Raw genomic sequence first — 12,351 nt, 5'->3', positions numbered from 1 at the left:
ATATAAGTATTTTAGCGATCGCTCTTCTCTTAAAAACTTTTTGGTTTACTGATTATCAACATTTCCACCCTCTTTGTGAATCTCTTTTTCTTGGCCAATGAGATAACTCATGCCTTTATAAAGGGCTTTTGTCATCCGCGCAATCTGTTGTCCCTGGATAGGATTCAAATCAGGGCTAACGCGTAGAAGTAAGTCGTAGATGGGAGCAATGCGAAAATGTGAGATCGGATTTTATATCTCAATTACCAGGGCTGATTCCTAATAAATCCTGGTCGAAGTTCCCTATTTTTACCTTTTCTAGGTAGCGATCGCTCAAACTTCAGGTAACTTATATTACCAATTTTCCGAACCTCACAAAATCGCATTGCTCCCGTCGTAGATAGTCATCAGTATTTCTTGTTCGACCCTTTGAGCAGCTTGAGCCAGGGTTATTTGTCCTTGCTTTTATGAACGCCTTGGCTTCAAATTCATCGAGGATCGACGGTTCGGTGACGATGAGTGCATTATTTATCGACTGAACCGAGCAGATTGGCGCTGTGAAAGTGAAGTGTATGTCTAGATCAATTTCTCGCGCTCGTTAAATGGTCAGTTGATTTTCCAATCATCCAGCGCCATCGCTTGATGTAATATTATCGAAAAATTGGGTTGAAAACCCCGTCCTTACTTTGGCAAGCTCAGTAACCATCTAGGGCGGCTTTTGGTACAATATGGGATGTGGAAGGGTAATTAACCACCTGTGATCGCCATTTCTAGATGCTGGTTGATCATTGGTCGTTATTAGACAGACATCTCTGCCCATATTATTGTGGAGTCTTTTTCAGAGATCAAATATGATTCCTATAGAAAATAGTGGTTGTGTGTGAATAATACTTTTGCAGTTACATTTTTCTTGAAAAAGCTGTTTCTTAAACCCTGCTTTAATAAATGATTATCTTCAGATAATGCCCGTATGTTAATCAGTAAGCAACAAAACCTCTGTATTAGTTTTGCAATTTTTTAGAGAAGAGAAAATGAAAAAGTTTAGCAGTTTGATGATTGTCGGAGCAATATTGTCGATGAGCGCGCCGGCATTAGCTGAAAGCCGTGCGGTTAATGTCAGTATTGGCAGTATTGGTGGTACATTAGATAATGCCGCTTTGCGAACAGTTCGCCAAGTTATCGGGTTTGCGGTTGGTACTGGCACTGTCGATAAATTCATTGTCTATAGTCCCAAAGTAGGTTCTCCTATTCCCATCGAAGGAGGTTTGTCTGCTTGTGCTGAAGCTGGCTTCGGTATAACTGATGCCAAATTTAAAGCTTTTATTCAACAGTTGCGTTCAATTACACCCCGCTCAGGAACTTTCTTAAATGTAGAACTTACTGCAAGCTGTAAACTCAACTAAAAATGTTGGTAATTAACCCTATTGTGTCACTTTTGGAAAACAATTTTCAAAGCCTGATTATGGGATTGTAGCTAAATAAATTCCTAACTATATCTTTAAATTTCTCTCTGCTAATTCCTGATTAATGCTGATGTATTTTTTTGTTTTTAGGAAGAAGCTGGATTAATTGACATGCTCCCACCGCTAACCTGACGCTTCAGCTTTAGAAAGAAACTACTTGGCGATCGCGCAAAAATTTACCGTTGATATTCCGTGGAGCATCGGTAGCCAACCAGATGGCAGTATCGGCTCCTTGTTCTGGTGAGCGTGGTGCTGATGCTCCGCCCATATCTGTTCTCACCCACCCTGGACAAACGGAATTGACAACGATGCCTTTAGAGTGCAGAGCTTGTGCCAACATAATAGTTGCACCATTTAATGCCAGCTTCGATAGGCAGTAACTTGGGACATCGGCGGATAAATCTTCCAATGCCCCATACCCACTAGAAACATTAATAACTCTGGCATCTGGGGATTTTGCCAAGAGAGGTAAAAAGGCCTGTACCATGCGAATTGGGCCAAAAGCGTTGGCATTCATGGTGGAATCGAGTAACTCACGGGAAATGGTGAGAATATTGATACCATCGTCAGGATATATGCCAGCATTATTAATCAAAACATCTAACTGATCAATCTGTTGACGCAGGGTTTCTACTACTTGGTTAATAGAGCGATCATCGGTAACATCCAACTCGATAGGAATCACCTTTGATTGCAGTTTCGCAGCAGCTTGTTGGGCATTATCAAGAGAGCGTGAAGTAATAATTACTTCATAACCTTTTGCTGCGAGACCTTGGGCGATCGCCAATCCTATTCCTCTATTACCACCTGTGATCAATGCTCGTTTTTTCTGTGTAGATTCCATTAATTTGCCTCTAACTAGTTCGTGGAGATAATTTTAGTCTTTGTTAAAGCTTTTGATTCGCGTTACCATAAATTGAGTATTTCTTAATTGTCCTGAATGTCCTTGTATCTTTAACAGTAATCACAAGACAATACAAAAATACTCACCAAAAGACTGATTGGAGATTGAGTTGATTGAGCAACACAGAAGTAGTGGTAATTGGTAGCGGGATTGGCGGATTGAGTTGCGCTGCACTTTTGGCACGTTATGGAATTGATGTCACGGTAATAGAAAGTCATTCCATTGCAGGCGGTGCAGCTCATGCTTTTGAACGCAACGGCTACAAATTTGATTCTGGCCCATCCCTGTATTCTGGCTTATCCTATACTCCTTCTCCCAATCCCTTACGCCAAGTTCTCGATGCCATTGGGGAAAATATACCCTGTGTTCATTATGATACCTGGGGTTGTTATCTACCAGAAGGAAATTTTGATGCTCAAGTTGGTGCTGACCAGTTTTGTGAGATATTGCAACAACTGCGGGGAGAACAAGCTGTAACCCAATGGCGAAAACTACAGCAAATTATGGCACCTTTGGCGAAGAGTGCGATTGCTATGCCACCTGCTGCCCTGCGTTATGATTTAGGTGCGGTGTTAACTGTGGGTAAATTTGCACCTAATGTACTGCAAAACGCCGCTAACGTCATTAAATTAACAGGGTCTTTCTCCCGTATTATTGATGGTGTAATTACAGATCCATTTATTCGCCACTGGTTAGATTTACTTTGCTTCCTACTATCTGGACTACCCGCAGATGGAACAATTGGCGCAGAAGTGGCTTTTATGTTTGCTGATTGGTATCGTCCCCATGTCAAGTTAGATTATCCGATTGGTGGAAGTGGTGCATTAGTTGATGCGCTAGTACGGGGTTTGACTAAACATGGTGGTAAGTTAGTTTTGAATGCTCATGTTGAGCAAATAATAGTAGAAAACCACCGGGCTGTGGGGGTGCGACTGCGGAGTGGTCAAGAAATTAGAGCAAGTAAAGCCGTTGTTTCTAATGCTTCTATTTGGGATACCCTGAAACTAATTCCCGCAGGTGCTGTTCCCAAACGGTATGTGGCACAACAACAAGCTATACCTGAATGTGATAGTTTCATGCACCTGCATTTAGGTATCGATGCCACAGGATTACCGAGCAATTTGGGTATTCACCACATTGTAGTTAACGATTGGGACAAAGGCATCACTGCACCGCAAAATGTAGTTTTGATATCCATTCCTTCAGTTCTTGACTCATCTTTAGCACCAGTAGGTAAGCACGTAATTCATGTGTATACTCCTGGGAATGAACCTTATTCTCTTTGGCAAGGCAAGGAACGCAATAGCGAAGAATATACTTTATTAAAACAAGAACGTGCGGAAGTAATGTGGCAAGCTTTAGAAAGAGTCATTCCCGATATTCGTTCTCGTTGCGAAGTAACTTTGGTAGGTACTCCTCTGACCCATGCCCGATTTTTGCGTCGTCATCGAGGTAGTTACGGGCCAGCTATAGCCGCAGGTAAAGGTTTATTTCCTGGTGGTAATACACCTTTAACTGGATTGTTGTGTTGTGGAGATTCGACTTTTCCCGGAATTGGCTTGCCTGCTGTGGCTGCAAGTGGGATGATGGCTGCGAATACGATTACTCCGGTAAGGCAACATTTACAGTTACTCAATGAGATTTTCTCATGAATAAAAGACAAAGCTCTGGACATTTTGGTAATTTGGTAGCCAAAGTGATCGGTCTTAATTCATGCACATACTCAAATATAATCCAGCCAAATACTTATTAAGGGTGCTACTAAATTCTTCATAGGTTTTAACACCGACGATTGTTTCTGCCAAGCTCCCTTGCTGAAAGAACATGACAGCAGGTATGCTACGAATGCCAAATCGTTTAGCGACAGGTTGGTTGGCATCGAGGTCTAGCTTAAAGACTTTGACGCGATCGCTGTATTCTGCTGCCAGTTTATCTATCAATGGCGCAATGAGTTTACATGGGCCACACCAAGTAGCCGTACAATCTACTACAACTAACGACTCGGTTTCCAGCAACGTATCTAACTCTGTTTCATCTTGAATATAAACAGCAGTCATAAGTTTTCTGCAAAAGAGCATTATCTCATAGCTGTGTTAACTCACTGCAACATCATGAGATATTCTGTCACTTCAGGAGTAATAATCTACTTTATAGGGATCATTGTAGCCTTGATGATGCCAGAGATATTATCAAACTGTATATAACTTGATACACTACTTGAAGTTATTTAAAAGCAGCAGTGCCAATTTTTGACAGATGGAAATAGATGAAATTTTATCCCAGTTAGAAAATAATACTAGAGAATTTCCGCGTTTAGCCTTAGAAAGAGCTATTGAAGAAAGAGAAGTTATTACACCTATATTAATAGAAACCTTAGAAAAGCTGAGTAACAATTTAGAAGAGTTACTAGAAAAAGAAGACTATATCTTACATATTCATGCTTTATATTTACTAGCGCAGTTTAGGGAGATATCAGCATATCCTGTAATTATTAAGTTTTTTTCCGTCCCCGGCGATATTGCACTAGATGTAACTGGAGATGTAGTAACTGAGGATCTAGGCAGAATACTTGCTTGTGTTAGTCACGGAAATATTGAGTTGATAAAATCACTGGTAGAAAATCCAGAAGCTAATGAATATGTAAGAAGTGCTGCCTTAGAAACTTTATTGGTTTTATTAGCTCAAGAAGTAATAACTAGAGAACAAGTTATACAATATTATGCTAATCTATATTCTACCTTACCTCAAGAAGATGATTATTATATTTGGTCTACTTTAGTAACCAATAGCGCACAGATATGTGCTATCGAACTGCAAGAACAAATTGAGCAGGCTTTTGAAAAAGATTTGGTTGATTTGTTTGTTATTGACCAAGAAGATGTAAACACTTATTTAGTGGTAGATAGAGAAGAAGCTTTAAAGAGATTACGTAACGATCCCAAATATTCTTTTATTAAAGATGTCATCTCAGAAATGGAGAATTGGAGTTGCTTTCAGCTACAAGAGAGACATCCATTGTATGACGTTTTTATTCCAGAAGAATTTAGTCTCGTAGCCTCTAAAAAGTCTAAAAACCAAGCAAAAAAGAAGAAAATGCAGAAAGAATCTCGTCGGAAAAATCGCTCTAAGAAGAAATAAAGTATCATTAATTTTAGAAAAGGATTATCAAGTAAAGCAAGTCTTGAAGTAGTTAGACAAATGTCAATACAGTATATCAATAGAAAAGAAAAAATATATTATCTCCATCAAGGCACTACTAAAACAGGTAAGTCAAAGTATTTTTTTTCAATGAAAAGCGAAGGTAATCTATTAGAAACTATACCAGATGGCTATGAGATTTATGAAAATCCTAACGCTCAGGTGTTTTTACGAAAAGTCCAGCCTAAAATTATCACTGATGAAGAAAAAGTGATAGTAGAAGCAGGAATCAAGAAATTTTCTAATTTACAAGATTACCAAATAGATATAAAAAAAGAAATAATTACTGTATATACACCGGATCAAGATGTTAACCTTTTGTCAGGATTCATAAATTTTTCTTCATCAGATAATTTAAGTGAAAGGAAAACTATACTTAAGCGTTCTATCTCCTATTCTCCAATGCTTCGTTTTGTTTTGATTAGTGAACAGCAACGAATATTCATGACCCAAAGATATTGCTTCTTGGGAAGAATTGATGATTGGATTTACATAGGGGAACAAGGTAAACTTGAGCATCTTGTAAAAAGTTATGTGAAGCATTTGGGGCAAGAGTCTTTCTTTGAATTGCATTAGGATAACACTAAGTATTTGAGAAATTATCTTACACATCAATTGTTAAATAATTCCTTATGTTTCTTCGCTCGGATACCAACCTGCGGGAATGACTTCAAAATCCCAAACATCTTTAAATATATATATACGCCCTACCATTTCCGATGGAGAAAGTAGATTTTTATCACCTTCTCGCCAATCTTGTTTGTCAACTGTTCCCATAACTACGTAGTTATTGCCGATGATATTAGGATTGTTTTGAATAAAAGTAGCAGCCATCAATTGCTCAATTTCTTGCTTCTTAGCAATGATTAAGTCACAGTTTAGACAATATTTACACTGTTTGTTCAACAAAAATAACTGTTGTGGTTCAATATGAATCACTAAAGGAAATTTCCGGACTTTCGTTTTCGTTTCACACTTTGGGCATTTAGTAAAAGCACAATCCTTATAAGGATTTAGAAAAAATCTGTGTCTTTGTTTTAGTATTTTAAGGTTTGGGTTATTAGAATTATTTTTCCGTTTTTGGCTCATTTGAATATTATCAATTAGTTGAAACTTATATAATGCTTATTGAAAACGATAATTAGATTAAACCTTGAATCTACTATAATTAGTTGTTGGGGTTTCAATGACGTTGGCTGAATGCCACCAAAGCCATAAGAAGGCATCACAGCACAAAGATGATAGTAGCGATCGCTCAGACTAAGCTCTAATTGATTGGGAACTCAACAAACCAGACATCTCTAAAATTCGCTCTGACCAATTAGAAGCAACATCTGCAATGTTTTTCGTTTGACTTGATTGAGATTTAATTGTTACGTTTTATCTGCTGTCTTTTTAGCCATGAAATTGAGAAGAAAACTCCTAAAGATAGTAAGCCGACGGACGTATTGGCTTCAGGAACAGAAGCCAAATTTTGACTGACGAAGGCAATACCGATGGGACGTGACAACTTATCAGTAGTAGGTACAAAGATAGCATTAGTATTACCTTGAGATGGTAAAGGCGCTCCTGTAACGCCGTTATAGCGAAGAATCGCCCCTTGATTATTTTGAGTAAAATCAAAGCCGACTGTATAAAGAGTATTATTTGCTCCGAAAGCTAAATTGCCGATGAAATTACTACTAGGAACAGTACCTGTATAGTTCGTCGATAAAGTATCAATTAATGCTCCTGTTGGTAAATTGTAACGCCTAATATCGTTGGCAAAATCGCTAACAAATAAGTCACTATCTGGCCCCAGAGCTAATCCGAGAAAACTAACGAACCCGAAACTATCTGGTGATGGAGTTGGCTGATCGATAAATACCGTAGAAGTCTTCGTGGCTAAATCGAAACGCAATACCTGACTGGGTATACCAGGAAAGGTGGCTTCGTTATTTACAGCGATGCTTCCCTGAGTAGTAACATACAAGCTACCATCTGGAGCAAATAACAAGTCATTTGGCCCATTTAATCCACCAGACAAACCGTTACCAGAAGCAAAAACATCAATAAATTTACCAGTCGTGCCATTGTAGCGGAGGATTTGGTCGGTAAGAAAACTACTGACGTAAAGGAATCCATCCTGCCCGAACGCAGCACCGTAGGGTCGTGATAAACCGCCCCCAGAGGCAAAAACATCAATGAACTTGCCAGTTTTTCCATCGTAGCGAAGGATTGCGGAATTACTGGGATTATTACCACTAGAGATATAAAGATTCCCATCTACTCCAAAGTTCAAATCATCTGGACTGATTAACCCCCCACTACCCGATGTAATAAAATTCCCTAAGAATTGGCCGTTCTGTTCATCAAAAAGTACAACATTATTCCCTGTAGTATTACTAATTAATAGGTTGGCATTTGCAGGCAATGTTCCTAAGCAAAAGGCACTAGCAGCACCAAATACTATAGAAAATGGGAGTCCGAAAATGTTTTGATTCATATCCTTTAAATAAAAATTTTGTTTGTGAATTAATGTAAGTTAATAAATTGAGCATTATAAAGCGAATCAGTTTATTCAAAAATCAACTTGAAGTACTTCAGTCTGAATTAAAGTTTATTACATTAAGGTAAAATAAGATAGTGATGTAGTGATAATTACCTATTAGTGGAATTAATTTATTGTGCTTATGTCAGTTGAAATCAAGACGATTAGGTGTAGGTAATTGCATGACCTTAGGAAAACGTAAATACTTAACTTCATCTGTAGAAGGATAATCTGCTGATACAGCAATTAAACCCATCTTCCGCACCCTAAACTGTCACACAACGAAAAATGGTCGTTTGGGGGTTTGGGATTAGCGATCGCCACCTAAGATTTCGACCTTTTTGTATAAAAAACATCCTAAAATGAATTCAAAAATACGAAATTACCGATTGTGACACCGGGGGGTGCGGAATGTGGGATTAAACCAATTTTGATATCCTCAATTCTTGGTGTGGGTAAGAAAGCAAGACCCCGGTAAGCGAATTGCAGTCCATCGTTAAACAATTTACTATGACTAACCCTCAACCTCCACTGCCACAACCCCAACTAGAGCCGGCGGGTATTACATTTGACCAATATGCAGAATTTACTCCAGAAAAGCTGGAACTATGGAACGGATACCTGGGCTACGGTGGACAAGAGCAACTTGGGTTTCATTTGGCTGTTTTAAGAAATATGGGGCTACTTACAGCAGTTCGGCATACGCAATTATCGTTGTGGATAGAAGCCCTTGACCATCATCTCAAAGAAAAACTAGAAAATGTCAACGCTCAACCGGAAGTAGCCGAAGCTATGCTAAATCGCTTGAACCGAGCAATAGAAGATTTGGCAGCCGTGGCAGAGTATTTGAAGGGATAGTAATGTAGCAATATGTTAAATTACAAAATTCCCAAAAAATGGTTAATTTTGGTTACAGTGGCTTTAATATCTGCCTTGTTGCTGGCGATCGCATCTATAGCCTCAAGTATTTATTTATATGGCAGCAGTAGTCATAATATCAAGGCAGATGCAGCAATTGTTTTAGGAGCAGCAGTTTGGGGAGAAGAACCATCTCCTGTTTTTAAAGAGCGAATTAATCACGCCATTAACTTATATAAAAATGGATCTGTTAAGACAATCATTTTTACTGGCGGAGTTGGCGAGAGTCATGAACCACCTGAAGCCATAGTTGGAAAAAATTATGCGATCACGCAACAGGTAAAAGCTGCTGATATTCTCACTGAAACTCAATCTCACACAACTCACCAGAACCTCAAAAATGCTTTGGAAGTAGCGAATGCTCACCAATTAACCAAGTTTCTGATTGTTAGCGATCCATTGCACATGAAGCGATCTGTATTGATGGCACGGGGCTTAGGAATGGATGCACATTCGTCTCCCACACCTACCACCCGCTATCGCAGTTTTCACAGTCAGATGGAGTTTTTGAGCCGAGAAACTTATTTTTACTTTGTCTACTTAGTGTTTAAAATCTAGCATCTAAACTTAATAATTATTTGGTGCAGCAATTTAATACGGTACAGCATAGATACCCCAAAATTTCTTAGAGGAAAAAAAGGAAAGTGAAGGCGTTGGCGATATCTACGATAAGCTCCGCTAACGCCACCTTTCTGCGCTCCGCGCCATCGCCTACGGTGGGGCGTAGCCCATCGCATTTATACATATTGGCTTCAAAATGCTACTAGAGAATTAGACTAATTCCTTCAGTTAGATATATGTTTGCTTCATGACTTAAGTGGTTAGCTGGAGATAAGCAACTATTAAAGGTGAAAAAAGATGGATAGAACAGTATTAACGATTTTGATGTTTGCCTTCTTAATTTTGTTCATCACTTCTCCCTTTGCTGCACTTGCTAGCTTAATGCTCGTATTGTTAGTTGGAGCATCTTTATTTTTCTTAGGGAATCTGTTCCAAGCAATTATTGGTGCTGATGCTAACTCTAATAAATCATAAAATGAATCGTGGATGGGGTTGGCTCTGTGGCGCGGTCATGCGATGTCTGCGACGGGTTGCGCCTCCGTTTGAGTTTTCCTCTAAGAATTGGTTGGGGGCGAACTGACCAAAGCCCTCCGGGCATCCAAGAAACAGCGCTTGCGCTATCACCTGAGTTTCCTCTAAGAATGAGGGGATCGCAATCCCTCAAGACCTAAAATACTGCTATGGTCAAAAAAAGTTAGATTGAACGTAAACTACCCACCACCAATTACTGAAAGTAATATGGTGGGGGCTTTTAAAGCCCAAAGTTTACCCGACTGAGTGTTTCGCACACTACGATTTTCAGATCATCTCTTCAATCACGTTGTCTAATTTATACTTTTGTAAAAAGTGAGTAGTTGAAAAATTTGACACACCAATTATCAAATTCCTGCCAAATATCATTCTCCCTCTCATCCTCATCCTCATCTTTTAATAATGAAAGAACAAAATCATTTGGCGAAGTTTGTAATCTTTTCAAGAATTGTTCCGGTGCCATAACTTCAAAATCTTTCATACCTGCACAGCAAAAACAATCACCCGGTTCAGGTATCTCATAGGCTTTATAGGTACGAGGTAAGTCTAATTTTGGTTTTCTGGCAGTTCCTGGGTATTTCCTTTTTTTCCACTCTTTTTGGGTTTCATCTGATGATGAAAAAGTTACATATACAGATTGACAAGCTAGGTGGGCAACAGCCATTAAAGCTAAATCTTTGTCATTTGTTGCTACATAAACTGGTAAATAAACTTCTTCATCTCTATATGATGAATAAAACTCTTGCCCAGCATCATAAGGAACCAGAACAATTAACCCATCTTGAATATTATTTTGAGACATATCTTTAATTAATTTATGGTGTAAATTTTGTTGGTGATGGCATGATGCAATGTATCAATTACTGCCCTGATTTCCAAGTTCTTAGTTTGGTCATTACAGGTTTATTAGGTGTGGACAAATTGAGTCGATGTTGGGTTATTGGTACATAAGAACCATTACCCTCACGGATGGTAATAAGAAAAGCTGTTGTATGGCGTGGATCTTTACCGATTTTATCGATGTAACCAGACTGTATTTGTTGTATTTTTAAGGGTTTTGCTTGTTTAAACCCTGGTCGAGAAATACAGACAATTGGAGAAGCATCTATATACTGACCTGAGTAAAACCAATAAGTTTGTCCTTTTATTTTAAATTCGGATTTGTACATAACCGTAAATCTGTCAAACTCGTCTAATTGCTGATTTTGTTTGCAGGTATTGTCAATATATGTTTCTTGAGCATTGGTTGGAGTGCTGGACAATAAACCCAACATTAAACTAATAACTAAGCCAGTTGCCAGTGTTGTTTTAGACATGATGTTATAAATATCAGTTTCCTCGCTGGAATTTGGTGATCGATAACCACTATTTTTAGTGTTCCCATAATTGAGAGCGATTATACTCAGTACAAGGCGATCGCACTCTCGCGCTGTGCTGGATGCGATCGCTTTTGCTATTCACTTTTAAATATAGTACATTTGTACCTACAAGAGAAACCCTAAATCAACCTCACCTGATCCGTGGGGTTTTTGTTGTGTCTAAAATTTGTGACTTAATTGCATGATGATAGTTAATCATGCCAAGTTGGTAACTTAAGTATTAAAGGTAACAGTAAATTCTGCTGACAAATAACGCAGAAATTGGGACAATGCCACAACTTCCAGAATGCGATCGCTGCCAGTTCTACTCTCATGACCCCCACATAGTCTGTGCTATTCACCCAACGGGGCCAAATAATGACAGCTGCTTAGATTTTCGAGAAAACCCCAACGCTGAACCTGTGGAAATGTGGCAGCCAGAGGGGGCCAGTTATTACAACGGCGAGTTGATTTTGCAGCCCCAACAGCGATGGACACCAGAGGAACAATTAGAACTGATTGATTGGCATCCTTTATTTACTGGCAAATGTCCCCAATGCCAGCATGAATTTGACCGCGACTGGTCAGCACGAGTACTCACTTGTTTGGGAACCAAATCGCTACGTAGGCACTAACGCCCCAAATGGTTGCCCAACAAGTACTGGTGGTAAGGTAGTTTCTAACGTGACTTTCTTCAATAACGGTGTTAACTCGTTAGACCAAATTTTTGATGCTAACGGTAATTTGATTGTCAATACGCCAATCGAGTTTCGCACGATTACATCTATTCCTGAACCATCCTTGCTCTTAGGAATTTTAGCTATTGGCATCTGGGGAAATGCCATAGCACTTTCAAGCAAAGTCAAACATAAATCAATCCAGAACTGACCTTTTTTTGCATTTTGAATT

General features: G+C 39.0%; 15 protein-coding genes. 9 read left to right on the top strand and 6 right to left on the bottom strand.

Annotated features, from left to right (window positions below):
- Positions 1-1,010 precede the first annotated feature (1,010 nt).
- Complete coding sequence (locus ACM0OS_RS19275; protein ID WP_414544814.1) at positions 1,011-1,382, top strand: hypothetical protein; 372 nt, start codon at positions 1,011-1,013, stop codon at positions 1,380-1,382.
- 202 nt (positions 1,383-1,584) lie between these two features.
- Here the strand turns inward: ACM0OS_RS19275 and ACM0OS_RS19270 are convergent, their stop codons facing one another.
- On the bottom strand, positions 1,585-2,286 hold the full coding sequence (locus tag ACM0OS_RS19270; protein WP_414544813.1) for an SDR family NAD(P)-dependent oxidoreductase: 702 nt from the start codon (positions 2,284-2,286) through the stop codon (positions 1,585-1,587).
- Positions 2,287-2,459: 173 nt separating this feature from the next.
- Here ACM0OS_RS19270 and ACM0OS_RS19265 point away from each other — a divergent pair, with 173 nt between their 5' ends.
- Positions 2,460-3,998, top strand: a complete 1,539-nt coding sequence (locus ACM0OS_RS19265; protein ID WP_414544812.1) for a phytoene desaturase family protein — start codon at positions 2,460-2,462, stop codon at positions 3,996-3,998.
- 54 nt (positions 3,999-4,052) lie between these two features.
- Here the strand turns inward: ACM0OS_RS19265 and trxA are convergent, their stop codons facing one another.
- Complete coding sequence (trxA, locus tag ACM0OS_RS19260) at positions 4,053-4,403, bottom strand: thioredoxin (RefSeq protein ID WP_414544811.1); 351 nt, start codon at positions 4,401-4,403, stop codon at positions 4,053-4,055.
- 199 nt (positions 4,404-4,602) lie between these two features.
- On the opposite strand from trxA, the gene ACM0OS_RS19255 reads away from it, so the two are divergent.
- Both ACM0OS_RS19255 and ACM0OS_RS19250 read left to right on the top strand, forming a co-directional pair.
- Entirely contained in the window at positions 4,603-5,484 is an 882-nt protein-coding gene (locus ACM0OS_RS19255; RefSeq protein ID WP_414544810.1) for a DUF1186 domain-containing protein, read from the top strand.
- 60 nt (positions 5,485-5,544) lie between these two features.
- Positions 5,545-6,120, top strand: coding sequence for a hypothetical protein (locus tag ACM0OS_RS19250; protein WP_414544809.1), 576 nt, complete (start codon positions 5,545-5,547; stop codon positions 6,118-6,120).
- 54 nt (positions 6,121-6,174) lie between these two features.
- Here the strand turns inward: ACM0OS_RS19250 and ACM0OS_RS19245 are convergent, their stop codons facing one another.
- Positions 6,175-6,483, bottom strand: a complete 309-nt coding sequence (locus ACM0OS_RS19245) for a hypothetical protein (protein ID WP_414544808.1) — start codon at positions 6,481-6,483, stop codon at positions 6,175-6,177.
- 427 nt (positions 6,484-6,910) lie between these two features.
- Positions 6,911-8,029, bottom strand: coding sequence for a PEP-CTERM sorting domain-containing protein (locus ACM0OS_RS19240; RefSeq protein WP_414544807.1), 1,119 nt, complete (start codon positions 8,027-8,029; stop codon positions 6,911-6,913).
- A gap of 555 nt (positions 8,030-8,584) precedes the next feature.
- On the opposite strand from ACM0OS_RS19240, the gene ACM0OS_RS19235 reads away from it, so the two are divergent.
- From ACM0OS_RS19235 to ACM0OS_RS19225, 3 genes are all read left to right on the top strand, one after another.
- On the top strand, positions 8,585-8,932 hold the full coding sequence (locus ACM0OS_RS19235) for a hypothetical protein (RefSeq protein WP_414544806.1): 348 nt from the start codon (positions 8,585-8,587) through the stop codon (positions 8,930-8,932).
- A 12-nt stretch (positions 8,933-8,944) separates the two neighbouring features.
- Positions 8,945-9,550: a YdcF family protein gene (locus ACM0OS_RS19230; RefSeq protein ID WP_414544805.1), complete on the top strand. Its 606-nt coding sequence runs from the start codon at positions 8,945-8,947 to the stop codon at positions 9,548-9,550.
- 300 nt (positions 9,551-9,850) lie between these two features.
- On the top strand, positions 9,851-10,027 hold the full coding sequence (locus tag ACM0OS_RS19225; RefSeq protein WP_414544804.1) for a hypothetical protein: 177 nt from the start codon (positions 9,851-9,853) through the stop codon (positions 10,025-10,027).
- Positions 10,028-10,382: 355 nt separating this feature from the next.
- Here the strand turns inward: ACM0OS_RS19225 and ACM0OS_RS19220 are convergent, their stop codons facing one another.
- Positions 10,383-10,886: a hypothetical protein gene (locus ACM0OS_RS19220; protein ID WP_414544803.1), complete on the bottom strand. Its 504-nt coding sequence runs from the start codon at positions 10,884-10,886 to the stop codon at positions 10,383-10,385.
- A 58-nt stretch (positions 10,887-10,944) separates the two neighbouring features.
- The gene (locus ACM0OS_RS19215; RefSeq protein WP_414544802.1) at positions 10,945-11,400 is read right to left on the bottom strand and encodes a hypothetical protein; all 456 of its coding nucleotides are present in this window, start codon (positions 11,398-11,400) and stop codon (positions 10,945-10,947) included.
- A 332-nt stretch (positions 11,401-11,732) separates the two neighbouring features.
- Between ACM0OS_RS19215 and ACM0OS_RS19210 the strand changes: the two genes are divergently transcribed.
- Both ACM0OS_RS19210 and ACM0OS_RS19205 read left to right on the top strand, forming a co-directional pair.
- The gene (locus tag ACM0OS_RS19210) at positions 11,733-12,077 is read left to right on the top strand and encodes a hypothetical protein (RefSeq protein WP_414544801.1); all 345 of its coding nucleotides are present in this window, start codon (positions 11,733-11,735) and stop codon (positions 12,075-12,077) included.
- A 49-nt stretch (positions 12,078-12,126) separates the two neighbouring features.
- Positions 12,127-12,330: a hypothetical protein gene (locus ACM0OS_RS19205; RefSeq protein ID WP_414544800.1), complete on the top strand. Its 204-nt coding sequence runs from the start codon at positions 12,127-12,129 to the stop codon at positions 12,328-12,330.
- The last annotated feature ends 21 nt before the right edge of the window (positions 12,331-12,351 follow it).

It is taken from the genome of Nostoc sp. CCY0012, assembly GCF_963920855.1.
In the GTDB taxonomy this organism is placed as follows: Bacteria; Cyanobacteriota; Cyanobacteriia; order Cyanobacteriales; family Nostocaceae; genus Cyanocohniella.
Note: the sequence above shows the minus strand (reverse complement) of the source record. Positions and strands in the feature narration are given on the sequence as shown.

Excerpts from the sequence above, each read along its gene's own strand:
- ACM0OS_RS19275 (WP_414544814.1), top strand. The coding sequence starts at position 1,011 with ATGAAAAAGTTTAGCAGTTTGATGATTGTCGGAGCAATATTGTCGATG.
- ACM0OS_RS19270 (WP_414544813.1), bottom strand. The coding sequence starts at position 2,286 with ATGGAATCTACACAGAAAAAACGAGCATTGATCACAGGTGGTAATAGA.
- ACM0OS_RS19255 (WP_414544810.1), top strand. The coding sequence starts at position 4,603 with ATGGAAATAGATGAAATTTTATCCCAGTTAGAAAATAATACTAGAGAA.
- ACM0OS_RS19235 (WP_414544806.1), top strand. The coding sequence starts at position 8,585 with ATGACTAACCCTCAACCTCCACTGCCACAACCCCAACTAGAGCCGGCG.
- ACM0OS_RS19250 (WP_414544809.1), top strand. The coding sequence starts at position 5,545 with ATGTCAATACAGTATATCAATAGAAAAGAAAAAATATATTATCTCCAT.
- trxA (WP_414544811.1), bottom strand. The coding sequence starts at position 4,403 with ATGACTGCTGTTTATATTCAAGATGAAACAGAGTTAGATACGTTGCTG.
- ACM0OS_RS19240 (WP_414544807.1), bottom strand. The coding sequence starts at position 8,029 with ATGAATCAAAACATTTTCGGACTCCCATTTTCTATAGTATTTGGTGCT.
- ACM0OS_RS19220 (WP_414544803.1), bottom strand. The coding sequence starts at position 10,886 with ATGTCTCAAAATAATATTCAAGATGGGTTAATTGTTCTGGTTCCTTAT.
- ACM0OS_RS19230 (WP_414544805.1), top strand. The coding sequence starts at position 8,945 with ATGTTAAATTACAAAATTCCCAAAAAATGGTTAATTTTGGTTACAGTG.
- ACM0OS_RS19225 (WP_414544804.1), top strand. The coding sequence starts at position 9,851 with ATGGATAGAACAGTATTAACGATTTTGATGTTTGCCTTCTTAATTTTG.
- ACM0OS_RS19215 (WP_414544802.1), bottom strand. The coding sequence starts at position 11,400 with ATGTCTAAAACAACACTGGCAACTGGCTTAGTTATTAGTTTAATGTTG.
- ACM0OS_RS19210 (WP_414544801.1), top strand. The coding sequence starts at position 11,733 with ATGCCACAACTTCCAGAATGCGATCGCTGCCAGTTCTACTCTCATGAC.